This window comes from Pseudomonas sp. M5A4_2d (assembly GCF_053345295.1).
Window position 1 is genome coordinate 337,306 of the sequence record NZ_JBKEZW010000001.1, and the last position, 23,286, is coordinate 360,591.

Consider the following 23,286-nt stretch of genomic DNA (forward strand, 5'->3'; position numbering starts at 1 on the left):
AGCTTTCACGCCAACAAACAGTGAGGATGCCGATGCCGTTGCAACGCCTGGACAACCTGTCCGAAATCGCCCCCCATGTTTGGGATGCCCTGGTGCCGCAGGCGCAGCCCTTTGTGCGGCATGCATTCCTGAGTGCCCTGGAAGACAGCGCCAGCCTCGGCCCGCAATCGGGCTGGCAACCTGAGCATTTGCTGCATTGGGAGGGCGATCACCTGGTGGCGGCACTGCCGAGTTATCGCAAGTGGCATTCCTACGGCGAATACGTGTTCGATCACGGTTGGGCGGATGCCTGTGAGCGTGCGGGCATTGATTACTACCCCAAGTTGCTGACGGCGGTGCCGTTCAGTCCGGTCAGTGGGCCGCGCTTGCTGGCGAGGAACGTCGAGGACGGTTTTGAACTGCTCAACAGCCTGCCGGGCTATCTGGAAATCGAAGGGCTCTCCAGCGCCCACATCAATTTCACCGACCCGCTGGCCGACGATGCGTTGTCGCAACAACCGGGCTGGTTGCAACGTTTGGGCTGCCAGTTTCATTGGCAAAATCGTGGCTACCGCGACTTTCAGGACTTCCTTGACGCTTTGAGTTCGCGCAAGCGCAAACAGATGCGCAAAGAACGCGAGCAAGTGGCGGGGCAGGGCATCGACTTCGAATGGCTGCAAGGCCATGAACTGAGCGAAGCGCAGTGGGATTTTGTCTACGCCTGCTACGCCAACACCTACGCGGTGCGCCGCCAATCGCCCTACTTGACCCGTGCGTTTTTCAGCCTACTGGCCGAGCGTATGCCCGAGGCGATTCGCGTGGTGCTGGCCAAACAAGGGTCACGCCCGGTGGCCATGGCATTCAGCCTGATCGGTGGCGACAGCTTCTACGGACGTTATTGGGGCTGCCTGGCGGAGTTCGACCGCCTGCATTTCGAAACCTGCTTCTACCAGGGTATGGATTACGCCATCGCCGCAGGCCTGCAACGCTTCGACGCGGGCGCCCAGGGCGAGCATAAGTTGATTCGCGGATTTGAGCCGGTGATTACGCGCTCATGGCACTACCTGCGCCACCCGGGTTTGAAGAGTGCTGTCGAGGATTTTCTGGAACGCGAGCGCGTGGGAATTCTGGCGTATGCCGAAGAGGCGAGGGCAGCCCTGCCTTATCGGCAGGGCTGAGTTCGTGCAGAAGGGGCTTGGCTGAGCCCCAACGCATTAATCGATGCCGACAAACCCGCCAGTCTGGTGCTGCCACAACCTGGCATACAGCCCACCATGGGCGAGCAGCTCGGCATGGCTGCCCGTCTCGGCGATCTGGCCTTTCTCCAGCACCACCAGCCTGTCCATCCGTGCAATGGTCGACAGCCGGTGCGCAATTGCAATCACCGTCTTGCCCTGCATCAGGGTCTCCAGGCTTTCCTGGATCGCCGCTTCCACTTCCGAGTCCAGCGCCGAAGTGGCTTCATCCATGATCAGAATCGGCGCGTCCTTGAGCAGTACCCGGGCGATGGCGATGCGCTGGCGTTGCCCGCCGGAGAGCTTCACGCCGCGCTCACCCACATGGGCATCCAGGCCGTTGCGGCCTTCAGCGTCCGACAGCAGCGGGATGAATTCATCGGCGCGGGCCTTGCGGATGGCGGCAGTGAGTTCCTCGTCGGTGGCATCCGGCTTGCCGTACAGCAAGTTGTCACGGATCGAGCGGTGCAGCAGCGAGGTGTCCTGGGTGATCATGCCGATCTGTGCGCGCAGGCTTTCCTGGGCGACTTCGGCGATGTTCTGACCGTCGATCAGGATACGCCCGCCTTGCAGGTCGTACAGGCGCAGCAGCAGGTTGACCAGCGTCGACTTGCCTGCACCGGACGGGCCGATCAAGCCGATTTTTTCCCCGGCCTTGATGTTCAGGTTCAGGCCACCAATGATCCCGCTCTTCTTGCCGTAGTGGAAATCCACCTGCTCGAAACGCACTTCGCCATGGGGCACGTTCAGGCGTGGGGCATTCTCGCGGTCGGTCACCGCCAGCGGCGCCGCGATGGTTTTAAGACCGTCTTGCACCATGCCGATGTTTTCGAAGATGCCGTTGACCACCCACATGATCCAACCGGACATGTTGACGATACGAATCACCAGGCCGGTGGCCAGGGCAATCGCGCCGACGGAGATCAGTGACTGTGTCCACAGCCACAAGGCCAGGCCGGTGGTGGTGACAATCAGCAGGCCGTTCAAGATGGCGATCGTCACGTCCATGCTGGTGAGCACGCGTGCGGCCAGTTGGGTTTTTTCGGTTTGCTCGATGATCGCTTCCTTGGCGTATTCCTGCTCATTCTGCGTATGGGCGAACAGCTTCAAGGTCGTGATGTTGGTGTAGCCGTCAACAATACGGCCCATCAACTTCGATCGCGCCTCGGAGGAAATCACCGAGCGTTCCTTCACGCGGGGCACGAAGTAGCGCAGTGCAACGCTGTAACAAATAATCCAGCTGATCAGCGGGATCATCAGCCGCCAGTCGGCCTCGGCAAACAATACGAGCGAACTGATCGCATAGATCGACACGTGCCAGATGGCTTCCGCCGTCGCCACCGACGAGTCACGCAACGAGTTGCCGGTTTGCATGATGCGCTGGGCGATGCGCCCGGCGAAATCGTTCTGGAAGAAATTCAGGCTCTGTTTGAGCACGTAGCTGTGGTTTTGCCAGCGGATCAGGCTGGTCATGCCCGGGTTGATGGTCTGGTGCACCAGCAAGTCATGCAGGCCGTTGAAGATCGGGCGTAGCAACAGGGCGACCACGGCCATCCAGATCAGCTCGGTGCTGTGGATCTGGAAGAAGTTGGCGGGCGGCGTGCCCTGGGCCAAGTCAATGATGCGGCTCAGGTAGCTGAACAACGCCACTTCGATCAGCGCGCCGATCAGGCCCACCACCAGCAAGGCGGCAAAACTTGGCCACACCTGGCGCAGGTAGTAGAGGTAGAAGGGCAGGACTTTGTCGGGAGGGGCGGCGCTCGGGGCGTCGCGGAAGATATCAATCAGTTGTTCAAAGCGACGATAGAGCATTAGGTTGACGCCCGCCTGGCGGGCTCTCCTGTTCAAATGCGCGCGGTGCCTTGTGAGCACCGCACGGAAACACCTGCAGACCTCAGTCGATGCGCTTGGCCGACTTGATCAAAACAGGATCGATAGGCACGTTTTGCATGCCCTGCTTGGTGGTGGTCTGCGAGTTGACGATGACGTCTACCACGTCCATGCCCTTGACGACTTTGGCGAACACGGCATAACCGGCGTCACGGCCCGGGTCGAGGAACGCATTGTCGGCCACGTTGATGAAGAACTGGCTGGTGGCCGAGTTCGGATCATTGGTGCGCGCCATGGACAAAGTGCCCCGCACGTTATGCAAGCCGTTGCTGGCTTCGTTCTTGATGGGCGCTTTGGTCTCCTTCTGCGACATCTGCGCGGTGAACCCGCCGCCCTGGACCATGAAGCCCGGGATTACCCGGTGGAAGATCGTGTTGGTGTAGAAACCGCTGTCGACGTAGGCCAGAAAGTTCTTGGTGCTGATTGGGGCCTTGACCGGGTCCAGTTCGATTTCAATGTCGCCATTGGTGGTGGTGATCAGTACGTGCTGGGCCTTGGCGGGCTCGGCAGCCATCAGGTTGGCCGCGAACAGTACGGAGCCGGCAAAGAAGGCGATTTTTTTCAGCATGGGTCAGTGATCCTGGGTAGTGGTTTCGACTGTCTTTAGAAAATCGAGCAAGGTAGCGTTAAAGACATCGGGTTGATCCAAGGGCGTGGCATGGCGGGAATCCTCGATCACCACCAGCCGCGCATCGGGCAGCAGTTTTACATAGATTTCTTTCTGCGCCACGGGGGTGTAATCGTGGTCGGCGCTGATGACCAGGGTTGGACAGGTAATTCTGGAAAGTTGTTCCTGCACGCCCCAGCCCACAATTGCGTCGAAGCTGGCGAGATAAGCACGTTTGTCGTTCTTTGCCCAGCGCTCGGCCATCTTGCGACGCAGGTCGTGTTGGTCCGGCTTGGGGAATAATCGGTCGCCCAACGCCTTGCCGATGGTCGCCAGGCTAAGCAATCGCGCCAGGCTCCAGCGCTTGGCCCATTGCCAATAGTCATCGGCACTGCGCACTTTGACTTCGGGCGCGCTGTTGACGATGCACAGGCTCTTGACCAGGCGGGGTTCATCCACGGCCAACTGAAAGGCAATCATGCCGCCCATGGACAAGCCCACCACATGGGCCGGTGGCAGGTTCAGGTGTTCAGTCAAGGCGATCAGGTCGACGGTGAAGCCTTTGATGCTGTAGCGCTCGCGCGGTTTGTCGGAACGACCGTGACCGCGTACATCCACTACGATCAGGCGGTAATGCCTGGCCAACACTGGAATTTGCAGCTCCCAGTCCAGGCTGCTGGAACCCAGGCCGTGGATCAGAATCAGCGGGGTGCCGTGGCCGTATTCCTCGTAATGCAGGCTGCATCCTTCATGGTCGAACCAGGCCATGCACGAACTCCGTTTCAGGCTTGTTGGGGGGCGGCGAAAGGCGCGTCCAGAGGGGCGGTGTCAAAGGTGCGCAGCAACTCCACAAGAATCTGCGTGGCCGGGCCCAGAGGTTTGTCCTTGTTCGCATAGAGGTAGAACGTCGGGTTGCGGCTGCCGCCCTTTTCCAAGGGTAGCTGCTTGAGCAGGCCTTCGTTGAGTTCGCGCTCAATCATGTGCCGGGGCAGCCACGCAAAACCCAGGCCGCTGCTGACGAAGGCGGCGGCGGTGGCCAGGCTGCCGACGGTCCAGCGCTGTTCGGCGCCGAGCCAGCCGACGTCCCGTGGCTGCTGGCGGCCGGAGTCGCGGATCACCACCTGCATCTGGCTCTCCAGGTCCTGGAAACTCAACTCGCGGTTCAGGCGATGCAGGGAATGCTCGGGGTGGGCCACGGCAATAAACTCCACGTCGCTCATTTCCGTGCCCAAATAGCCCGGGATGATGAAGCTGCTGATGGCCAGGTCGGCCACGCCCTCCATCAATAGCTCTTCAACGCCTGACAGCACTTCTTCGCGCAGGCGAACGCGGCAGCCACGGCTTTGCGGCATAAAGGCGGTGAGGGCGCGCACCAGGCGCGCATTGGGGTAGGCGGCATCCACCACCAGGCGTACTTCGGCTTCCCAGCCTTGTTCCATATGGTGGGCGAGGTCTTCCAGTTGGCTGGCGTTTTTCACCAGTTGTCGGGAGCGCCGTAACAGCACTTCACCGGCTTCAGTGAGTACGGCCTTGCGCCCGTCGATGCGCAGCAGCGGCACGCCGAGCTGGTCTTGCATGCGCGCCACGGTGTAACTCACCGAGGACTGCGAACGGTGCAGCGCTTCAGCCGCCTGGGCGAAGCCACCATGGTCGACCACGGCCTGCAGCGTGCGCCATTGATCGAGGGTAACGCGGGGCGCTTTCAAGATGAGCTCCTCTTGTCCTAAGCTGGCAGTCCTTATTGGAGACTGCCGAATGAGAAAATTCTGTTGTGTGCTGCTGGCGTTGCTGCCATTGACTGCGTTTGCCTATACCACTGATGTTTCCAAAGATATTCAGGGGGTGAAGATCGATTACAGCGCGTCCGACATCGACAGCAATATCAGTTCGATTCGATTGACCAACTACGGAGCCAACGACGCGGTATGCAAAATGGTCTTCACCAACGGCCCGGAGGCACCGCGTGCGCGTAAAGTCACGGTCGAAGCGGGCAAAAGCACCAACACCACGGTCAATTTCAGCCGGAGCATTATCAAAATGCGCATCAAGCTGACCTGCGCTCCAAAATAACGCAGCAGCGGAGCATGCCCACGGCAATACTCCGCTTATAAACAAATTTATAGATTGGTTATAGCAGTTTTTTGCGCTTTTTTATCGAATGAGCCCTGGCTAATCTTTTCTCCATCGCCTTACAGCATTTGCAGATGGAGCCTACCTAGCCATGTCCAACGTTCTGATCATCGAAAGCAGCGCCCGCCAGCAGGATTCGATCTCCCGCCAGCTGACCCAACAGTTCATCAGCCAATGGCAGGATGCTCACCCTGCGGATCAGATCACCGTGCGTGACGTGGCGCTCAACCCCGTGCCGCACCTGGATGCCAACCTGCTCGGCGGCTGGATGAAGCCCGCCGAACAGCGCAGCACTATCGAACAGGCGTCCCTGGACCGCTCCAACGAATTGACCGACGAATTGCTCGCCGCCGACGTGCTGGTGATGGCTGCACCGATGTACAACTTCGCTATCCCCAGCACCCTCAAGGCCTGGCTGGACCACGTGTTGCGTGCCGGTGTGACCTTCAAGTACACCGCCACTGGCCCACAGGGTTTGCTGAACGGCAAGCGCGCCATTGTGCTGACCGCTCGCGGCGGCATCCATACCGGTGCCAGCTCCGATCACCAGGAACCTTACCTGCGCCAGGTCATGGCCTTTATCGGGATTCATGACGTCACTTTCATTCATGCCGAAGGGGTGAACTTGAGCGGTGACTTCCAGGAAAAAGGCATTAACCACGCCAAAGCGCTGCTGGCGCAACTCGTGGCATGAGCCGAGTAAACGTTTAATCGTCACATAATCGCGGGGTGTTTATATCGCTTCACGCAAACCCTTCAAGTACGCGTATCGAACCTCCCTTTGCACTTGTTGCTCCTGAGTGCTCCTACCCGACTGCCGCTATAGCGAGGTCGGGTTTTTTTTGCCCCGAGTTCCGTCAAACACCGAAAACCCTTAAAGTCGCGCCCATTCGAAACGAGGCGCGCATGGGCTATCTACTGGTTGTCACCCTGATTCAGGCATTTTCCTTCAGCTTGATCGGCGAATACCTCGCCGGTCATGTCGACAGCTACTTCGCCGTGCTGGTGCGCGTGGTGCTGGCCGGGTTGGTGTTTATCCCGCTGACCCGCTGGCGTTCGGTAGAACCCAGGTTCATGCGCGGCATGCTGGTGATTGGCGCGCTGCAGTTCGGCGTGACCTATGTGTGCCTGTACCTGAGCTTTCGCGTGCTCACGGTGCCGGAGGTGTTGCTGTTCACCATCCTCACGCCATTGCACGTGACGCTGATCGAAGATGCCCTCAATCGACGCTTCAATCCTTGGGCGCTGGTCGCTGCACTGGTGGCGGTGGGCGGCGCGGCCGTGATCCGTTTCGACCAGATCACCCCGCACTTCCTTGGCGGCTTCTTGCTGCTGCAACTGGCCAACTTCACCTACGCGGCCGGGCAGGTGATGTACAAGCATCTGGTGGCGCGTTATCCGAGTGATTTGCCGCATTACCGACGGTTTGGCTACTTCTACCTGGGCGCATTGATCGTGGTGTTGCCGGCATTCCTGCTGTTCGGCAAAGCCGACTTCCTGCCGCAAGCGCCACTGCAATGGGGCGTGCTGGTGTTTCTCGGGTTGGTCAGCACCGCGCTGGGTATGTACTGGTGGAACAAGGGCGCTTGCATGGTCAATGGTGGCACCCTGGCGGTCATGAACAACCTGCATGTGCCGGTGGGGCTGTTGCTGAACCTGCTGATCTGGAACCAGCACGAGCCGCTGGGTCGCTTGGCGCTGGGTGGCTTGGTGATTCTGGGGGCGGTGTGGATCAGTCGGTTGGGTGTACGCAAGCAAGCGATCCAGCGCTGACCGCCTGTGGGAGCGGGCAATCCCGCTCCCACAGGAGAAGGGTGGCGTTATACAGCGCTGCGTTCGAGTGCGGGCAAATGACTGGCCCCCAACACCGCGGGCAAAACACCTGCGCGTAAATCATTGCCGCTCGGCTGCTGATACACGCTCAAGCCGAACTCCGGCAACACCGCCAGCAGATAATCAAAAATATCCCCCTGGATACGCTCGTAATCCGCCCACGCTGTGGTGCGGGTGAAGCAGTAGATTTCCAGCGGCACGCCCTGGGCGGTGGTTTGCATCTGGCGCACCATGCAGGTCATGTTCGGCTGGATGTCCGGGTGGCTTTTCAGATACGCCAGTGCATACGCGCGGAAAGTGCCGAGGTTAGTCATACGGCGGCGGTTGGCCGACAGTTGCGCGCTGTTGCCTTGGGCTTCATTCCAGGCCTTGAGTTCGGCCTGCTTGCGGCTGATGTAGTCAGTGAGCAGGTGCACCTGGGTCATGCGGGCTTCTTCATCGTCGCGCAGGAACCGCACGCCGCTGGCGTCGATATACAGGCTGCGCTTGATGCGGCGCCCGCCGGACGCTTGCATTCCGCGCCAGTTCTTGAACGACTCGGACATCAGGCGCCAGGTCGGGATGGAGACGATGGTCTTGTCGAAGTTCTGCACCTTCACCGTGTGCAGGGTGATGTCCACCACGTCACCGTCGGCGCCGACCTGAGGCATTTCGATCCAGTCGCCGACCCGCAGCATGTCGTTGCTGGTCAGTTGCACGCTGGCGACGAATGACAGCAGGGTGTCTTTGTAGACCAACAATATCACCGCCGACATCGCACCCAAACCGGACAGCAGCAACAACGGCGAGCGGTCGATCAGGGTGGCGACGATGATGATCGCGGCAAACACGAACAGCACCATTTTCGTCAGTTGCACATAGCCCTTGATCGAGCGGGTGCGGGCATGCTCGGTGCGTGCGTAGATATCCAGCAAGGCGTTGAGCAGGGCGCTTACCGCCAGCGTCATGAACAGGATGGTGAACGCCAGCGCCACATTGCCGATAAACAACGTGGCGGTTTTGCTCAGGCCTGGCACCAGGTAAAGGCCGAACTGAATCACCAGGGACGGCGTCATCTGCGCCAGGCGATGAAAGACTTTGTTGTGCCGCAGGTCATTGAGCCAATGCAGCGCCGGTTGTCGGCCAAGCAATTTGACGGTGTGGAGAATGAGGTAACGCGCTACCCGTCCGAGCAGCAGGGCCACCACCAGCAACACCAGCAGGCCCAGGCCGGAATGCAGCAACGGGTGTTGGTCGAGGGCGCCCCAAAGGTCTTGGAGGTTGAGCCAGAACTGTTTGATATCCATGGGTGAAACCGATTCTTCTATAAGACAACACGGGCCGATTAGAGCATTTAAGTGCAACAAAGTTGGTTTTACGGACAAATGTCTTAACAAAAAAGCAGCTGATTCGCGCTGTTCGCGTAAAGAAACTCGGTTTGGACGCCCGAAACCGTTACCCTATGCAGCTGATATTTTGTATTTCTTCGAGGTAGCACCCGTGTTTTCCCAATTCGCCCTGCACGAACGCCTGCTCAAAGCCGTGGCCGAGCTTAAATTTGTCGAGCCTACGCCTGTGCAAGCTGCGGCCATCCCGCTCGCGCTCGAAGGGCGTGACCTGCGGGTGACGGCTCAAACCGGGAGTGGCAAGACTGCCGCTTTCGTCCTGCCGATTCTGAACCGCCTGATTGGCCCGGCCAAAGTCCGTGTCAGCATCAAGACCCTGATCCTGCTGCCGACCCGTGAGCTGGCCCAACAGACCTTGAAGGAAGTGGAGCGCTTCTCGCAGTTCACCTTCATCAAGTCCGGCCTGATCACCGGCGGCGAAGACTTCAAGGTCCAGGCCGCGATGCTGCGCAAAGTGCCAGATATTCTGATCGGCACCCCAGGCCGCATGATCGAGCAACTCAATGCCGGCAACCTCGACCTCAAGGAAGTCGAAGTACTGGTACTCGACGAAGCCGACCGCATGCTCGACATGGGCTTTGCCGACGATGTGCAACGCCTGGTGGCCGAGTGTGTCAATCGCCAGCAGACCATGCTCTTTTCCGCCACCACCGGCGGTTCGACCCTGCGCGACATGGTTGCCAAGGTCCTGAACAATCCTGAGCACTTGCAGGTCAACAACGTCAGCGATCTGAACGCGACCACGCGCCAGCAGATCGTCATGGCCGACCACAATGTGCACAAAGAACAGATCCTCAACTGGCTGCTGGCCAACGAGACCTATCAGAAAGCCATCGTATTCACCAATACCCGCGCCGCTGCCGACCGTATCTACGGTCGCTTGGTCGCGCAGGACTACAAGGCATTCGTGCTGCACGGTGAGAAAGACCAGAAGGATCGCAAGCTGGCCATCGACCGTCTCAAGGCTGGCGGCGTGAAAATCCTGGTGGCCACCGACGTTGCTGCCCGCGGCCTGGACGTGGATGGCCTGGACATGGTCATCAACTTCGATATGCCACGCAGCGGCGACGAATACGTGCACCGTATCGGCCGTACCGGACGTGCCGGCAACGATGGCCTGGCGATCTCGCTGATCTGTCACGGCGACTGGAACCTGATGTCGAGCATCGAACGCTACCTGAAACAGTCGTTCGAGCGCCGCACCATCAAGGAAGTCAAAGGCACTTACACCGGGCCGAAGAAGGTCAAGGCGTCGGGCAAAGCCGTCGGCGTGAAGAAGAAAAAAGTCGATGCCAAGGGCGACAAGAAAAAGGCCGGCGCCAAGTCGCCGACCAAGCGCAAGATCGCCAATCGGCCGAAGACCGACAACCTGTCGCTCGTCAGCAAGGACGGCATGGCGCCGCTCAAGCGTCGCAAGCCAGAAGCGCCTGCTGCCGAGTAAGGTTGCGTTGATATGAAAAAACCGGACGATGTCCGGTTTTTTTATGCCTTCAGTTTTTCGCCTTGGCGGCGGCTTCGTCGAGGTCTTTCAGGCGTTGATCGATCAATTGGCATTTGTCGGGTAAATCGGCAGCGGTCGTGTCCATATCCATTTTCTGCAGCTCTGCATTTATTTCTTTGGCCTTGGTGGGGTTTTGCTTCGTGAGCTTGGTCACTTCCTGTGCCAGTTGCTCGCGTTTCGCCGTAGCTTCTTCCGGTGTGCACGCCCAAACGGGCAGGGCGGTCATCAACGTGGCGGCGATGGCCAGGTTCTTCAGGGTTTTCATGGTTGGACGTCCTTGGCAGTGGAGTTCAGTTGATGGCGCGAACGTCTGGAAAGTTCAGAGAAATGACGCCCGTCCATTCGGCTGAACGGCCAGTCACGGGGCATGTCACACCTTTAGACGGGCTACTTTTCCAACGGCCTGCAGGAGGAATCAGGATGACGACTTACAACTGGGATTTGATCGAACGTCTGCTGCATGAAGTGCAGAATGGCGAGGGCAGCTTTGCACCGCGCAAATATGCCGAGCAGGAGGCTGCCGAGAAGGCGACTGCAGGCGAGTCCACCGGCAATCTGGACACGCTTAAAAAGACCGCTGCCGACTATGAGGCGTTGTTGTTCAAGCGTGAGTTCATTGAATCGCGCCCCGAGGAAGAGGGCGGCAACGGTGAGAACTTCATTTTGACTGCGCGAGGTGCGCAACTGCTGGCGCTGATCGACAGTTCGATTCCGGGCAATGACCACCCGCGTCAGGTGCTGGATGAGCAAGCGGATGCGCTGGAGCCGGCGACGTTTGATGAAGTAGCTTCGAAGGCGCAGATTGCTTAAAGGCACTACGCAGGCCCATGTGGGAGCGGGCTTGCTCGCGAATGCGGTGAATCAGTCACACGATAGATCGACTGAACAACGGCATTCACGAGCAAGCCCACATTTTAAATGGCGGTAGCCTTGAGGCATTTGAGTGCCTTGAAATCGTTGCGTACGCTATCGATCTTCTGTGTCAGCTTAAGCCGTTGCTGCACGGTGCTTTCAGCCATCAAATCCACAATCAGGCTGCGTGCCGCTGCTTCAGTCTGGGCATAGGCAACCCGGTATTCCGGGGGCCACAGGCTCTCTCGATCCACCAGCAATTGCTCAATTTTCTGTGGGAAGTCGGCGCTCTGGCGTTGCTGCACCGCGGCGATAAATTGCGCCTGCCAGCGGGCGCGGTTGCCGATCCACTGCTCATTTTGCTCACCCAGCGCAATCGACCAGGCGGTGACGCGGTTTTGCTGGCTGGCGCTGAGCGGGCCCATCCACGCGTCCAGGCGTTTGCTCATGCGCTGGGCGCGTTCCTTGATCTGCTGTTCCAGCGGTGGCTTGAGGTATTCGTCCTGGCGCTTGCGCAGGTCCTTGGCCAGGGCGTCGTTCATGTCCTTGACCTGTTGATCATCCAGGCCTTTGAGCAATTCGATGGCTGACGGCGTGATTTGCCGCGCCACTTCGGCAATCGCTTCTTTGGCTTCGACGGTACGGGCCTGTAGCGCGGCATCGGTGACCTGGTTGTTGTCGACCATCTGTTGCAAGCGATCAAGCCAGTCCAGGTAGCCTGGTAATTGCGTGGTGCAGTGCCAGGCCAGGTGTTGCTTGAGTGTGTCGTTGAACCAGCTCTTCTGCCCGGCATGCATGTCCAGGTAGTCGCTGAGGGTCCAGGGGATAATCACGTCCAGGTTGCGGTAGGCGAGGCCTACACGATTGCAGCCGGCGAGTACCAGGCTCAAGGTCAGCAGTACCACCAGAAGTTTGAGCCGACGCAGCATGGGCAGGTCCTTGCGCAGATGGGGTTAATGCATGTGAACCTGCGCGGTGCGCGACAGTTCAGCCCATCAATAAAACGACCGCACAGCCTTCAAGGTCAACAGACCATCGCATTGCGAATTGTGTCCCGAGTAGGCTGAGCAGCTTCCGCCGCTGAGGCTGGAGTCGCTGTAGATCAAGTCCAGGTCAACACCCTTCCAGGCGCGGGAGAATTGTACCGACCAGTCGCTGAAGCTGCTGATGGAGCCACCCTCCACCGAGGCCGGGGTGCCCAGTTGATGAGTGGTGTACTTCATGCTGACGCCGATGCCGAAGGGTTGTGTACCGCCGAGGTCGGCAAAGAGCGTGCTGTCCTGGCGGTCGGGGTCGTTGCTGAAGGAGGCGCCGAAGCGATTGCCCAGCAGGTTCAGGCCGCCATAGAACTCCTGGCTGTCCAGAGGGCTGAGCTTGGGGTAGCTGTAGTGGATCATGCCCACTTCGAAGCCCAGGGTTTGGTCGAAGGGGTGTTTGAAGCCCATGTAGGAATCGACTTCGAGGTTGTTGGCTGATGACAGCCCCATGTTCGGTGAGAATTGGCCGAAATACACGCCGCTGTCGTGACTCAGGTCCAACCCGCCGTGGAACGAATCGCTACCGGGCGAGGTGGGTTTGACCAGACCCTGGGCCATGCTGCGGCTTGGTGTGGTGCCCAATTTCAGGTCGAAATCGCCTAACTCGCGCTGAAAAATCTGCGCTTGCGCAAGGGGGCTGGCCGTAAGGGCAGCGATCAGAAAAAAGCAGGGCTTGAGCATGCTTCACTCCATGAAAAGCGAGGAGCAGTGACAGGGGAAATCGGGCAGATGCCCGTACTAGACGTGTGCAAGCATACCGGCGAAAGCTGGGCGGTGAGCCCCGTTCGTCGATTAGCGCAATACGGTGTGATGCAGAAAGGGTGTCTCGGGCTCTAGTCCTAGCGCCTTGAAGACAAGACGCTTAGGGACCAGGTGTAATGCGCGGGTGTTACTTCTTGCCCAGGCTGATCTGCTTGGACGGGCCGAAAGTCTGGCCGCTCACGCCCTTGGCAATTTGCTGGATTTCACCGCCGGACTTGAGGAACGCAGCAATCTGGCTGTTGATCGATTCGCTGGTTTCAACGGCTGGAGCTGGCTTTGCTTTGCTGTTGGATGCTTTTACGCGCATGGCGGCCACTAACCTGTAGAAAATTAACTTGGCCAGGCATCGTACAGGAAATACTTGACAATTGCTTGGTAAATATCCCCCGGGAATAATGGGTGCGCTCATATTCAGCCAAAGTTTGGCGTTGAAATAACCCCCTAACTTGCTGTTTTAACTGGAAACGATAGGGCGGATGGCCGCTCGTCCCCGATGAAATTGAAATGATTGATCAGACGAGCGGGGCGCTGCCATTAAAACGCCACGCCAGCCCTCGATTTTTCAGGGGAACGCGCGTGCCGAGCGCAACTCGGGTAGAATGCTGCCCACGTAACGAGGGTATTTGGAAATGGCTTTAGTCGGGCGCTACAACAGCTTGCAAGTGGTTAAACACACTAACTTTGGTTTGTACCTGGACGGTGCGCAAGATGGCGAAATCCTCTTGCCCAACCGGTATATCCCAAAAGATATTCCCAGTGAAGATGAAGACTGGCTTAACGTTTTCATTTATCTGGACAGCGATGACAAACTTATCGCGACGACTGAGAAGCCGAAAGTTCAAGTTGGCGAATTTGCCAGTTTGAAAGTAGTGGAAGTCAACAGCATTGGCGTATTCCTCGACTGGGGTTTGCCCAAGGATCTGTTGCTGCCGTATTCGGAAGAAAAACGTCAGCTGACTGCCGGGGAATATTGCGTCGTGCATGTCTACCTCGACAAGCACACCAAGCGCATCACCGCCACTGCACGGCTGGACCGCTACCTGGACAAGACGCCTGCCAACTACCAGGTAGGCCAGGAAGTCGATCTGCTGGTGGCTGAAGCCACGGACATGGGCTTCAAGGCGATCATCAACAACAAGCACTGGGGCCTGATCCACAAGAACGAAGTGTTCAAGTTCCTGCGCCCGGGCAAGGAAGAGAAAGGCTTTATCAAAGAGATTCGTGCCGATGGCAACATCAGCCTGAGTCTGCAGCCAGTCGGCCAGGAAGCGGCCTCCAGCCTGAACTCGAAAATCCTCGCCAAATTGCGTGAAAACAACGGCACCTTGCCGGTCAGCGATAAAAGCGACCCGGCAGTGATCAGCAACTTGTTCGGCGTCAGCAAAGGCAACTTCAAGAAGGCCATTGGTGCGCTCTACAAGCAGGGTCAGATTGTGATTCATGCCGACCGCATTGAACTAAGCTGAGTGGGGTTTGCTCTTCTGTAGGAGCAAATGTGCTCCTGCAGAGGTGGTGCGAATGTCCAAAAAATCGTTGTTCGCCTATCTCGGCACCTTGCTGGCTTTCCTGGTGCTTGACGGCCTCTGGCTCGGCGTCCTCATGGGCCCGACCTACAAGTCCCTGCTGGGTTCGCTGATGCTTGATCAGCCGCGCCTGTTGCCCGCCGTGTTGTTCTATCTGCTCTATGTCATCGGTTGCGTGGTGTTTGTAGTCCTGCCAAGCGGCAGTTGGCAGCGTGCTGCGCGCCTCGGTGCCTTGCTCGGGTTGGTCGCCTATGGCACCTACGATTTGAGCAATTGGGCCACGTTGCAAGGCTGGTCCGCGGGCCTGGCGATCATGGACATGGCCTGGGGCATGTTTCTGACGGCCGCATGCTGCACTGTCGGCTACCTGTGTGCACATCAGGTGCACCACTGATTGTGTACAGGATTTAGGTGCACCGTTGCTGAGCGTAGTCCCCGTCTTTAATCCACGCTGAACCCCTTTGGGACGCAGTTTCAGAGGGATTGTGTGCCATTGGCACGCATTCTGCTGAATGCCTCGTATACAAACCATGCCGCCTCCCGTATGCACCGTGTTACGGAAGCGCAAGCCGGTATTTCGAGGAGCCCAGCGATGACCGAACAATTGCCCAACGGCTACAGCCCGCGCCTGTACAACCAGGATTTGGGCCCACTGCCGCAAAAGTGGACCTGGTACAACATTTTCGCCTTTTGGATGAGCGACGTGCACAGCGTCGGCGGCTATGTATTCGCCGCCAGCCTGTTTGCCCTTGGGCTGGCCAGCTGGCAGGTGTTGATCGCCTTGCTTGCGGGTATTTGCATCGTGCAATTGATCGCCAACCTGGTTGCCAGGCCGAGCCAGCAAGCTGCAGTGCCGTATCCGGTCATCTGCCGGCTGGCCTTTGGGGTGTTCGGTGCGAACATTCCGGCGGTGATTCGCGGCTTGATCGCAGTGGCGTGGTACGGGATTCAAACGTACTTGGCGTCGAGTGCCTTGATCATCGTGGTGCTGCGCTTCTTCCCACAAATGGCGGTGTATGCAGAACCGCATTTCGCAGGTCTGTCCTATTTGGGCTGGTTTGGTTTCCTCAGCTTATGGGTGTTGCAGGCCGCTGTGTTCTGGGCCGGCATGGAATCCATCCGCCGCTTTATCGACTGGGCGGGGCCGGTGGTCTATGCGGTGATGTTTGCCCTGGCTGGCTGGATTGTGTGGAAGGCGGGCTGGGCGAATATCAGCTTTACCCTTGCGGAAAAATCCCTGTCGGGCTGGCAGGCTTTTGGCCAAGTCATTGTGGCGACGGCGCTGGTGGTGTCTTACTTCTCGGGGCCTACGCTGAATTTCGGTGATTTCAGCCGCTACTGCCGCAGCATGCAGGACGTGCGACGCGGCAATTTTTGGGGGCTGCCGGTGAATTTCCTGGCATTCTCGCTGGTGACGGTTGTAATCGTTTCGGGCACCTTGCCGGTGTTTGGCGAAATGTTGCACGACCCGATTGCCACCGTTTCGCGCATCGACAACAGCATGGCTGTGCTGCTCGGTGCCTTTGCCTTCGTGACGGCGACCATCGGCATCAATATCGTCGCCAACTTCGTGTCTCCGGCGTTTGACTTCGCCAACGTTGCGCCGAGCAAAATCAGCTGGCGTGCCGGTGGCATGATCGCGGCGGTGGCCTCGATCTTTATCACGCCGTGGAACCTGTTCAATAACCCGCTGATGATCCACTACACCCTGGATATCCTCGCCGCCTTTATCGGGCCGCTGTTTGGAATCCTGTTGGTGGATTTCTATTGGGTCAAAAAACAGAAAATCGATGTGGATGCCCTGTTTGATGACAGCCCGAGCGGGCGCTATTACTTCGATGGCGGTGTGAACTGGACGGCGGTCAAAGCGCTGCTAGCGGCGACGCTGGTGGGCGTTGCGATCACATTCACGCCGGCGTTGCAGGGCATGGCCAACTTTGCCTGGTTTACCGGTTGTTTCCTGGGTGGGCTGTTTTTCCTGATCCTGGCGCGGCGAGAGCAGGTTCGCCTGCCCGCGCCAATGGTTGCTGGCTGACAGCAGCGGCAGGGCGCAGTAACACCGCGCCCGCCACCAACAGGCCTGCACCTGCAATCACCAGCGCCGGTTGCAGGCCGCCGCTCAGATGACTGCTCACCGAGGCCAGCAACGGCCCACTCAATTGACCGATGGCGAAGCTCGCCGTCAGCAAGCCGGTGCTGCGCTGGTAACCGTGGGGCGCGACGTCCCGCAAGCGTTGCATCACCAGCATCATGCACGCCAGGAACGGCGTACCGCACAGCAACACTCCCAGCGCCAGGCCCCAGCCATTGCCCAGCAAGCAGGCGAACACGCCAGCTGCTTGCAGCCACAGGGTGGTCATCAGCCATCGACGGGTGGTGTGTGGGTGATGCCGGCGTAAGCTCACCACCACGACCCCGATTGCGGCAGCGAGGCCGAAGCATGGCCAGAACAGATCGGCTTGCCACGCACCCCGGAATTGCGCGCTGGCCATTTGCGACAGAAAGGTCGCCGGGATGATGTAGCCCAGGCCGTACAGGAAATAAATCCAGCACAAATGCGCGATGCTTTCGTTGCTGCCCGTGCTGGAGGTGGGAGCAACCGTGGTAGTTGTCTGCGGCAAGAACGGCAGAATTGCCAGCAGCATAACCAGTGCCACCACGCCATAGACGAGCCACAGCGTGGCAGAGCTTTGCCCCAGCAAGTTCGAGCCCAGGGCCAGCAAACCAGTCAGTAAAATCCCCAGCCCCGGCCCGGCAAATACCAAGGCACCCAGGCGTGGGCGCCCGGCGGCAATCGCCAGCGGCTGACTCAAACTGGTGATCATCACCAGCGCCCAGGCACTCGCGACCCCCGTCCCGAAGCGCAGCAGCAGATGGGGCCAGAACCCATGCGCCCAATACGACGCCAGCGTCAGCAGTACGCACAACCACAGCCCGCCATAGAGACGCCCGCGGACATGATGATGGCTGCGGGCAAAAATCGAATCCACCGCACCGACGAAGTAGCCCAGGTAGTTGGCAGCGGCAATCAGCCCGGCGCCGGTCAGGTCGATCTGCCCCTCGCTGAGCAAATGCGGCATCTGCGGCGTAAGGGCGAAACGGCCAATGCCCATGGCCATCATCAGGGCGATAAAGCTGGCGAGTAAGCGAATCAGCGGTGACATGTTCAGGTTTCCTGCAAGGAAGCGAAGACCTTCAGGCTAAAGCGGATTGACTTTCTGTAAAAATGAATAATAGTGAGTAACTTGTTCAGTTTTGGAGAAAGGTATGGAGTTCAGTCAATTGCGCATTTTCCAGGCCGTGGCGGAAGAGGGCTCCATCACCCGTGCGGCCGAGCGCCTGCACCGTGTGCCGTCGAACCTGTCGACACGGCTCAAGCAAATGGAAGAGCAGCTCGGCGTGGACCTGTTTGTGCGCGAGCGCCAGCGGTTGCAGCTTTCTCCTGCCGGCAAAGTGTTGTTGGACTACAGCACCCGTCTGATCGCGCTGCATGATGAGGCCCATGGCGCCGTTCAAGGCGGTCAGCCGGCCGGCGATTTTGTGTTGGGCAGCATGTACAGCACCGCCGCGATTCATTTGCCAAAGTTGCTGGCGCGCTATCACAAGGCTTATCCGATGGTGAACCTGCAAGTGCAGTCGGCGCCCAGTGGTGACCTGCTGGAGGGCTTGATTACCGGGCGCTTGGACGCGGCGTTGGTGGATGGCCCGCTGACCATCGCCACGCTGGACGGGGTGCCGCTGTGCGAAGAGCGCCTGGTGATCATTTGCGAAGCCGATCACCCACCCGTGCGCGGGCCGCAGGATGTTGCCGGCCGCTCGGTGTTCACTTTCCGACGCAGTTGCGCCTACCGCACGCGCCTGGAAACCTGGTTTTCCCACGAGCGCGTGGCCATGGGGCGGGCCATCGAGATTGAGTCCTACCAAGGTATGCTCGCCTGTGTGATCGCGGGCTCCGGCGTGGCATTGATGTCCGAATCCATGCTCGACAGCTTGCCGGGCAAGGACAGCGTGTCCGTTCATCCGCTGACAGGGCCTTTTGCTACTGCGACGACCTGGCTGATGTGGCGAAAGGGTATGCTCGGCGCTAACCTCAATGCGTGGATTGACCTGCAACAGGAAGGTAAAGCCGGGTTTTTGCAGGACGCGCGCGCGATTGCTTGAACGATCCGGGATGATTTGGATCAATTCAGTAATAGTTCGTTGTGGTTTCGTTCAAGCATTACGTAGGACTTAGGGCTACTATCACTGTAGGAAAAGGCGACAGAATTCCCGCCGACCCGCATTACCCGCAAAGGGGGCAACCATGAAAGAGAAAATCCAGAACTGGCTCCATGACGTTGGCGTCGCGCTCGGCTTGATAGAGCCTCCGCTGCAACCGGTGCCAATTCGCACGGATGACGAGCAGCGCCGTCCGCGTCGCCGCTAAGCATTCGGCCGACTCAGCTTAAGTGTGGGAGCGGGCTTGCTCGCGAATCCGCTGTATCAGTCGATAAAAAGTTGATTGGTGCGCCGCATTCGCGATTGAGACCGCTCCCACAGTATTTTTGCGCAATGCAAAGAAAACGGCTGCGACATCACGCGTCGCGCCCGCTGTAGAAATCGCTCTAAATCCCGTATCCCCCAAGTCGCCTGCGCCACCGACACTGCTGGCCGGCGCGACAACAAACTCGCCAACTCAATCGCCAGGGTGATCTACACGGTCGTCCAATACTCGCACGTCAGTCAGGCATTGCGTTTGTGTGTGGGAATTGGACTGCGTGGCTATCAGAATCGGCTGGCTTATTTAGTTCTAAACATACGCGTAGGTTGAGCTCCGACAGGGGAATGTTTGTATCGTTTGCGTTTCTACCCTCTCCTGAAAAGTACCCAAGTATGAATAGCAAACTTCAGGGTTTTTGCGATTTTTTACCTGTGAAAATCTAGATGCCCGAGGCGCTAAGTCAGAATTGTTGGAGACAAGCATGGTGCTCTCTTCCGTTGCGCCAGTTACCACGTCGCTCATCGCCACCACCGAGATTATTTTACATATCGCACCGGTGTCGAAAGGTTGGAAGGCTGACGCCCCGCGCAACGTAGTGTTCTTCCCTCCGACATTAACCCGGCAAGCTCTGCTCTTACAGATCGGGCTCCTGCGGCCATCCATGCTCATCGTCGCAGACCAGACTATCGATGCAGAGGTTATTGACCAATGGCGTACATCCCATCCCTTTGGGGAGCTCTATCTGGTCCGCAGAGGGACGAGTTTGGATAAGGTGCGGTTGGATCTATGCCACGCCAATAACATTCGGGTAGTTAATACGCCAGGGGTCAATGCACCGCATGTTGCTGCCTATATCGCACACTGGCTGACAATGTCTGATTGCTCCATACCCCATGAAGTCTGTGTGCTGGGGTACGGCAATGTGGGAAAGGCGCTCGTCAAGTTGTTACTTGATCGAGACCCGAATGTTCGGATTAAGGTGTTGGGGCGATTCGGTCGAACGCCGGACACTGTCGGGAACGCCAGTTCAGAATCCAGAGTGTCGTTTTTCGTAGACTGGCTTGAGGCGCTGCAAGGGGCTTGTGCTGTCGCCGTATGCGTATCCCTGAATGACGAATCCGCTCATCGTATTGATCGGGCGCTGATCCAGTGCATGCACAGACAAGCTCGCCTGGTCTGTGTCGCCAAGCCGGGTGTCTTTAGCGATGATGCTTTGCAGGCGCTGGCAACGGCGCAAGACATCCAGCTCGTATTGGACTACGGGCCTGCAACATTGGATGCGTTTCGGATTCGCACACAAACACTCGGTTGTAGTGTCTCCACGTGGTGCAAGCCGGCGACACTGACTACACAGGCAGCAACCACGCAAGCCTGCAATCGCGACCTTGACTATGCGGTCGCGGTTCAGCTGAGCCAGATCGCCCTGCGTGGCCTGGTCAGCCGCAAGCTTGCACAGTCTCTGATGATCCCCCCTCAGCAGGTGTATGCCGGTGCGCCACGCGTGTCGATCATCGGCAGAGGTATCAACGGCCTTCTCCAAGCCGTGATGCTTCGCCTGGCCAATTATCAGGTCACGGTATTCGGAGGGAATCAGCAGAGCGATGGCGCCAGTCATAAGCAGGTGAACATGCGCCATCTGTCAGCAACGGAGACCACTGCAAAGCCGCTGAATAACGATTATCTAACGCCCGGTAATCAGTATTTGGCCGTCGAGTGCAATCGCGCAGGCATTGAATTGTTTGAAAAGCTCCTGGCCGACAACCCGTCCCTGGCACGATTCGCGCGGTCGCGGATTGTACGAGCCTATAGGGACGACGCCATGGGTATAGAGCCCGCTATCCGCGAGCAACGCGATATTGAAAACAGACCCTGGCCGAGTGGCAAGCCGGGAGGTGAACTTGCAGAGATTAATCAACTGCAATTTCAGGCACGTTACGCAATGCCTGGCATCGGTCGAGCGATTGAGGTATCGGGTTACGATCTGGAATTTGTCCCGCTAAAAGATGAAATAGAGGCGCTTTTGCAGCGCTCGGGGGTTCAGTTCCTGCCCCAGCGCCTGAACCCGATTCAAATTGCTGATCTGAGCCGAGAACACTTCGTCGTCACTGCCATGGGCGTCGAGGAGCCGGAGGCGGTCGCGATCATTGGCTGGTTTTTCAAGCTGCGCGCTGTGGGTGATGAAGGTGCCGGCATGCGCGGGCTCAAGCTGCAGTACGATCTGCCAATCGGCGTCATGAATTGCCGCTTGGACGGGGGTTTCATTCTGGTCTCAGGCGGGCAGGTGCCGGCCGATTCTTCACCGGAGAATAAGGCGTCAATACTGGCGGCCTGCCTGGCCGCTGTTGCTCGGCACTTTCCAAACGCCTACCGCAGGGCAATCGAAAGGGGCGACCTGCAAGTTATCGAATGTGCCAGGCCCGGCACTGTAGATGGGCTCTCAATCGTTTATGGGTCCGCTTACAATCGAATTGTGGCCGGGGCAACGTATGCCGCAGGCACAACACAGGGATTGGTATGGGCCTCTTTGGTCCAGGAACTCATCTGCGCAAGAGCGCCGGCTTAAAGGGTGGGATAGCTAAAAGTCGAGCGTTGAATAAAAAAACGGGTGCGACATCCGACGTCGCACCCGCTGAAGAAACCGCTCTAAATTATTTTATAGCTCAAACCGCCCGAGCCACCGATGCGTCCGGCCGTGGCGACAACATACTCACCACCACAAAACTCACCAGCCCGGCCGCCAGGCTGTAATAGATGGGCGTGTTCGCATCCAGCCCATCCTTGAACATGAACACCAGCGCGGTCACGAAGCCCAAGGTCATGGACGCAATAGCCCCCGACGTTGTTGCACGCTTCCAGAAAATTGCCCCCATCAGCGGGACCAACATACCGCCCACCAGCAGGTTGTAGGCCAGGGTCAGGGCGCTGATTACATCATTGACCACCAGTGCGATACCCAGCACGGCAATACCCGTCAACATCGTGAACAGACGGTTGATATTCAGGCTGGACTGCTTGCCACCCCGCAAACGCGGCAGCAGGTCTTCGGTCAGTACAGTCGATGCTGCAAGCAAGCCGGCGCTGGCAGTGGACATCATCGCGGCCAGTGCGGCAGCAATCACCAGGCCGCGAATGCCATCCGGCAACGAGGCTTTGACGATGGCGGCGAAGGCATTGTTGACGTTGTCCAGGTTCGGCAGCAGTACATGCGCCGCCATCCCGATCAACGCGCACGCCAGCCCGTAAAGAATGCAGTAGAAGCCGGCGAACGTGCCTGCGTACTGGGCGACCTTTTCGTCACGGGCAGTGAATACCCGCTGCCAGATGTCCTGGCCGATCAGGATGCCGAAAAAGTAGATCATGAAGTAGGTGATGATCGTGTCCCAGCCGATTTCGGTGAAGCTGAAATTCGACGCGGGCAACTTGGCCACCAGTTGGTCCCAGCCGCCGACGCGGTACAGGCAGATCGGCAGCAGGATAAACATCAGCCCGACGGTCTTGATCACGAACTGCACAATGTCGGTCAGGGTCAGCGACCACATGCCGCCGATGGTCGAATACACCACCACCACGCCACCGCCCAACAGCACCGACACCCAGAACGGCAGGCCGAACAGCACTTGCAGCACGGTGCCGATGGCCAGGATCGAGGTCACGCCTATCATCAGCGCGTAGGCCAGCATGATCACCGCACTCGCTTGGCGGGCCATGGGGTTATAGCGTTTTTCCAGGACCTGGGTAACGGTGAAGATCTTCAGCTTCAGCAACGGTTTGGCCAGGAACAGGTTCAGCGCAATGATCCCGGCGCCCAGCGCGGCGCAGAGCCAGAACCCGGAAATGCCGTGCACATAACCCAGGCGCACAGTGCCGACGGTGGATGCACCGCCCAGCACGGTGGCGGCCATGGTGCCCATGTACAGCGACGGGCCCAGGTTGCGACCGGCTACCAGGTAGTCTTCGTGGGTCTTGGCGCGGCGCATGCCGTAATAGCCGAGCACGAGCATGCCGGCGGCGTAGATGAGTACGACGAATAAATCCAAAGCCATGACGGCGGGTCTCCGATTATCGTTTTTAT

At 58.5% G+C, this 23,286-nt stretch carries 23 protein-coding genes; 12 read left to right on the top strand and 11 right to left on the bottom strand.

Annotated features, from left to right (window positions below; all coding sequences use genetic code 11):
* Positions 1-32 precede the first annotated feature (32 nt).
* Positions 33-1,157 carry a GNAT family N-acetyltransferase gene (locus ACLBW8_RS01525; protein WP_064453544.1) on the top strand — a complete coding sequence of 375 codons (1,125 nt, stop codon included), beginning with the start codon at positions 33-35 and terminating at the stop codon, positions 1,155-1,157.
* A 36-nt stretch (positions 1,158-1,193) separates the two neighbouring features.
* Here ACLBW8_RS01525 and ACLBW8_RS01530 read toward each other — a convergent pair whose 3' ends face one another.
* The 4 genes from ACLBW8_RS01530 to ACLBW8_RS01545 all read right to left on the bottom strand — a co-directional run bounded on the left by ACLBW8_RS01530 (position 1,194) and on the right by ACLBW8_RS01545 (position 5,417).
* Positions 1,194-3,026 (bottom strand): ABC transporter ATP-binding protein, encoded by a 1,833-nt coding sequence (locus ACLBW8_RS01530; protein WP_262665858.1) that lies wholly within the window; start codon positions 3,024-3,026, stop codon positions 1,194-1,196.
* An 82-nt stretch (positions 3,027-3,108) separates the two neighbouring features.
* A complete protein-coding gene (locus tag ACLBW8_RS01535) occupies positions 3,109-3,672 on the bottom strand; it encodes a peptidylprolyl isomerase (protein ID WP_128590780.1) in 564 nt (187 codons plus the stop codon).
* A gap of 3 nt (positions 3,673-3,675) precedes the next feature.
* A complete protein-coding gene (locus ACLBW8_RS01540; protein WP_407017005.1) occupies positions 3,676-4,479 on the bottom strand; it encodes an alpha/beta fold hydrolase in 804 nt (267 codons plus the stop codon).
* 14 nt (positions 4,480-4,493) lie between these two features.
* The gene (locus ACLBW8_RS01545) at positions 4,494-5,417 is read right to left on the bottom strand and encodes a LysR family transcriptional regulator (protein ID WP_447804406.1); all 924 of its coding nucleotides are present in this window, start codon (positions 5,415-5,417) and stop codon (positions 4,494-4,496) included.
* A gap of 49 nt (positions 5,418-5,466) precedes the next feature.
* On the opposite strand from ACLBW8_RS01545, the gene ACLBW8_RS01550 reads away from it, so the two are divergent.
* The 3 genes from ACLBW8_RS01550 to ACLBW8_RS01560 all read left to right on the top strand — a co-directional run bounded on the left by ACLBW8_RS01550 (position 5,467) and on the right by ACLBW8_RS01560 (position 7,614).
* Positions 5,467-5,781 carry a 3-phosphoglycerate kinase gene (locus ACLBW8_RS01550; protein WP_447804407.1) on the top strand — a complete coding sequence of 105 codons (315 nt, stop codon included), beginning with the start codon at positions 5,467-5,469 and terminating at the stop codon, positions 5,779-5,781.
* Between the two features lie 151 nt (positions 5,782-5,932).
* Entirely contained in the window at positions 5,933-6,535 is a 603-nt protein-coding gene (locus tag ACLBW8_RS01555; protein WP_262665854.1) for an FMN-dependent NADH-azoreductase, read from the top strand.
* Between the two features lie 212 nt (positions 6,536-6,747).
* A complete protein-coding gene (locus tag ACLBW8_RS01560; RefSeq protein ID WP_447804408.1) occupies positions 6,748-7,614 on the top strand; it encodes a carboxylate/amino acid/amine transporter in 867 nt (288 codons plus the stop codon).
* 47 nt (positions 7,615-7,661) lie between these two features.
* Here the strand turns inward: ACLBW8_RS01560 and ACLBW8_RS01565 are convergent, their stop codons facing one another.
* Positions 7,662-8,960 carry a mechanosensitive ion channel family protein gene (locus ACLBW8_RS01565; RefSeq protein ID WP_064453536.1) on the bottom strand — a complete coding sequence of 433 codons (1,299 nt, stop codon included), beginning with the start codon at positions 8,958-8,960 and terminating at the stop codon, positions 7,662-7,664.
* Between the two features lie 193 nt (positions 8,961-9,153).
* Between ACLBW8_RS01565 and ACLBW8_RS01570 the strand changes: the two genes are divergently transcribed.
* Positions 9,154-10,500: a DEAD/DEAH box helicase gene (locus ACLBW8_RS01570; protein WP_128590772.1), complete on the top strand. Its 1,347-nt coding sequence runs from the start codon at positions 9,154-9,156 to the stop codon at positions 10,498-10,500.
* Positions 10,501-10,549: 49 nt separating this feature from the next.
* On the opposite strand, the gene ACLBW8_RS01575 is transcribed toward ACLBW8_RS01570, so the two are convergent.
* A complete protein-coding gene (locus ACLBW8_RS01575) occupies positions 10,550-10,825 on the bottom strand; it encodes a hypothetical protein (RefSeq protein WP_447804409.1) in 276 nt (91 codons plus the stop codon).
* A gap of 155 nt (positions 10,826-10,980) precedes the next feature.
* Here ACLBW8_RS01575 and ACLBW8_RS01580 point away from each other — a divergent pair, with 155 nt between their 5' ends.
* Complete coding sequence (locus tag ACLBW8_RS01580; RefSeq protein WP_447804410.1) at positions 10,981-11,370, top strand: transcriptional regulator; 390 nt, start codon at positions 10,981-10,983, stop codon at positions 11,368-11,370.
* 104 nt (positions 11,371-11,474) lie between these two features.
* On the opposite strand, the gene ACLBW8_RS01585 is transcribed toward ACLBW8_RS01580, so the two are convergent.
* The 3 genes from ACLBW8_RS01585 to ACLBW8_RS01595 form a co-directional block, all read right to left on the bottom strand.
* On the bottom strand, positions 11,475-12,341 hold the full coding sequence (locus ACLBW8_RS01585; RefSeq protein ID WP_064453532.1) for a DUF6279 family lipoprotein: 867 nt from the start codon (positions 12,339-12,341) through the stop codon (positions 11,475-11,477).
* 66 nt (positions 12,342-12,407) lie between these two features.
* The gene (locus tag ACLBW8_RS01590; protein WP_447804411.1) at positions 12,408-13,130 is read right to left on the bottom strand and encodes a TorF family putative porin; all 723 of its coding nucleotides are present in this window, start codon (positions 13,128-13,130) and stop codon (positions 12,408-12,410) included.
* 208 nt (positions 13,131-13,338) lie between these two features.
* The gene (locus ACLBW8_RS01595; protein WP_003193095.1) at positions 13,339-13,518 is read right to left on the bottom strand and encodes a hypothetical protein; all 180 of its coding nucleotides are present in this window, start codon (positions 13,516-13,518) and stop codon (positions 13,339-13,341) included.
* A gap of 322 nt (positions 13,519-13,840) precedes the next feature.
* Between ACLBW8_RS01595 and ACLBW8_RS01600 the strand changes: the two genes are divergently transcribed.
* The 3 genes from ACLBW8_RS01600 to ACLBW8_RS01610 all read left to right on the top strand — a co-directional run bounded on the left by ACLBW8_RS01600 (position 13,841) and on the right by ACLBW8_RS01610 (position 16,769).
* A complete protein-coding gene (locus ACLBW8_RS01600) occupies positions 13,841-14,677 on the top strand; it encodes a CvfB family protein (RefSeq protein ID WP_017134857.1) in 837 nt (278 codons plus the stop codon).
* 52 nt (positions 14,678-14,729) lie between these two features.
* Positions 14,730-15,128, top strand: coding sequence for a DUF2177 family protein (locus tag ACLBW8_RS01605; RefSeq protein WP_447804412.1), 399 nt, complete (start codon positions 14,730-14,732; stop codon positions 15,126-15,128).
* A gap of 198 nt (positions 15,129-15,326) precedes the next feature.
* A complete protein-coding gene (locus tag ACLBW8_RS01610; protein WP_447804413.1) occupies positions 15,327-16,769 on the top strand; it encodes an NCS1 family nucleobase:cation symporter-1 in 1,443 nt (480 codons plus the stop codon).
* On the opposite strand, the gene ACLBW8_RS01615 is transcribed toward ACLBW8_RS01610, so the two are convergent.
* Complete coding sequence (locus ACLBW8_RS01615; RefSeq protein WP_447804414.1) at positions 16,681-17,898, bottom strand: MFS transporter; 1,218 nt, start codon at positions 17,896-17,898, stop codon at positions 16,681-16,683. The genes ACLBW8_RS01610 and ACLBW8_RS01615 overlap by 89 nt on opposite strands.
* A 103-nt stretch (positions 17,899-18,001) precedes the next feature.
* On the opposite strand from ACLBW8_RS01615, the gene ptrR reads away from it, so the two are divergent.
* The 3 genes from ptrR to ACLBW8_RS01630 all read left to right on the top strand — a co-directional run bounded on the left by ptrR (position 18,002) and on the right by ACLBW8_RS01630 (position 21,777).
* On the top strand, positions 18,002-18,895 hold the full coding sequence (gene ptrR / locus ACLBW8_RS01620) for a putrescine utilization regulator PtrR (protein ID WP_447804415.1): 894 nt from the start codon (positions 18,002-18,004) through the stop codon (positions 18,893-18,895).
* A 142-nt stretch (positions 18,896-19,037) separates the two neighbouring features.
* A complete protein-coding gene (locus ACLBW8_RS01625; RefSeq protein WP_256347311.1) occupies positions 19,038-19,160 on the top strand; it encodes a PA1414 family protein in 123 nt (40 codons plus the stop codon).
* A gap of 535 nt (positions 19,161-19,695) precedes the next feature.
* A complete protein-coding gene (locus ACLBW8_RS01630; protein WP_447804416.1) occupies positions 19,696-21,777 on the top strand; it encodes an FAD-dependent oxidoreductase in 2,082 nt (693 codons plus the stop codon).
* Positions 21,778-21,874: 97 nt separating this feature from the next.
* Here ACLBW8_RS01630 and ACLBW8_RS01635 read toward each other — a convergent pair whose 3' ends face one another.
* On the bottom strand, positions 21,875-23,257 hold the full coding sequence (locus tag ACLBW8_RS01635) for a sodium:solute symporter (RefSeq protein WP_064453525.1): 1,383 nt from the start codon (positions 23,255-23,257) through the stop codon (positions 21,875-21,877).
* Positions 23,258-23,286 lie beyond the last annotated feature (29 nt).

Bases quoted from the DNA above. Each gene is read 5' to 3' on its own strand.
- ACLBW8_RS01525 (WP_064453544.1), top strand. From the start codon at position 33: ATGCCGTTGCAACGCCTGGACAACCTGTCCGAAATCGCCCCCCATGTT.
- ACLBW8_RS01530 (WP_262665858.1), bottom strand. From the start codon at position 3,026: ATGCTCTATCGTCGCTTTGAACAACTGATTGATATCTTCCGCGACGCC.
- ACLBW8_RS01535 (WP_128590780.1), bottom strand. From the start codon at position 3,672: ATGCTGAAAAAAATCGCCTTCTTTGCCGGCTCCGTACTGTTCGCGGCC.
- ACLBW8_RS01540 (WP_407017005.1), bottom strand. From the start codon at position 4,479: ATGGCCTGGTTCGACCATGAAGGATGCAGCCTGCATTACGAGGAATAC.
- ACLBW8_RS01550 (WP_447804407.1), top strand. From the start codon at position 5,467: ATGAGAAAATTCTGTTGTGTGCTGCTGGCGTTGCTGCCATTGACTGCG.
- ACLBW8_RS01555 (WP_262665854.1), top strand. From the start codon at position 5,933: ATGTCCAACGTTCTGATCATCGAAAGCAGCGCCCGCCAGCAGGATTCG.
- ACLBW8_RS01560 (WP_447804408.1), top strand. From the start codon at position 6,748: ATGGGCTATCTACTGGTTGTCACCCTGATTCAGGCATTTTCCTTCAGC.
- ACLBW8_RS01565 (WP_064453536.1), bottom strand. From the start codon at position 8,960: ATGGATATCAAACAGTTCTGGCTCAACCTCCAAGACCTTTGGGGCGCC.
- ACLBW8_RS01575 (WP_447804409.1), bottom strand. From the start codon at position 10,825: ATGAAAACCCTGAAGAACCTGGCCATCGCCGCCACGTTGATGACCGCC.
- ACLBW8_RS01580 (WP_447804410.1), top strand. From the start codon at position 10,981: ATGACGACTTACAACTGGGATTTGATCGAACGTCTGCTGCATGAAGTG.
- ACLBW8_RS01585 (WP_064453532.1), bottom strand. From the start codon at position 12,341: ATGCTGCGTCGGCTCAAACTTCTGGTGGTACTGCTGACCTTGAGCCTG.
- ACLBW8_RS01590 (WP_447804411.1), bottom strand. From the start codon at position 13,130: ATGCTCAAGCCCTGCTTTTTTCTGATCGCTGCCCTTACGGCCAGCCCC.
- ACLBW8_RS01595 (WP_003193095.1), bottom strand. From the start codon at position 13,518: ATGCGCGTAAAAGCATCCAACAGCAAAGCAAAGCCAGCTCCAGCCGTT.
- ACLBW8_RS01600 (WP_017134857.1), top strand. From the start codon at position 13,841: ATGGCTTTAGTCGGGCGCTACAACAGCTTGCAAGTGGTTAAACACACT.
- ACLBW8_RS01605 (WP_447804412.1), top strand. From the start codon at position 14,730: ATGTCCAAAAAATCGTTGTTCGCCTATCTCGGCACCTTGCTGGCTTTC.
- ACLBW8_RS01610 (WP_447804413.1), top strand. From the start codon at position 15,327: ATGACCGAACAATTGCCCAACGGCTACAGCCCGCGCCTGTACAACCAG.
- ACLBW8_RS01615 (WP_447804414.1), bottom strand. From the start codon at position 17,898: ATGTCACCGCTGATTCGCTTACTCGCCAGCTTTATCGCCCTGATGATG.
- ptrR (WP_447804415.1), top strand. From the start codon at position 18,002: ATGGAGTTCAGTCAATTGCGCATTTTCCAGGCCGTGGCGGAAGAGGGC.
- ACLBW8_RS01625 (WP_256347311.1), top strand. From the start codon at position 19,038: ATGAAAGAGAAAATCCAGAACTGGCTCCATGACGTTGGCGTCGCGCTC.
- ACLBW8_RS01630 (WP_447804416.1), top strand. From the start codon at position 19,696: ATGGTGCTCTCTTCCGTTGCGCCAGTTACCACGTCGCTCATCGCCACC.
- ACLBW8_RS01635 (WP_064453525.1), bottom strand. From the start codon at position 23,257: ATGGCTTTGGATTTATTCGTCGTACTCATCTACGCCGCCGGCATGCTC.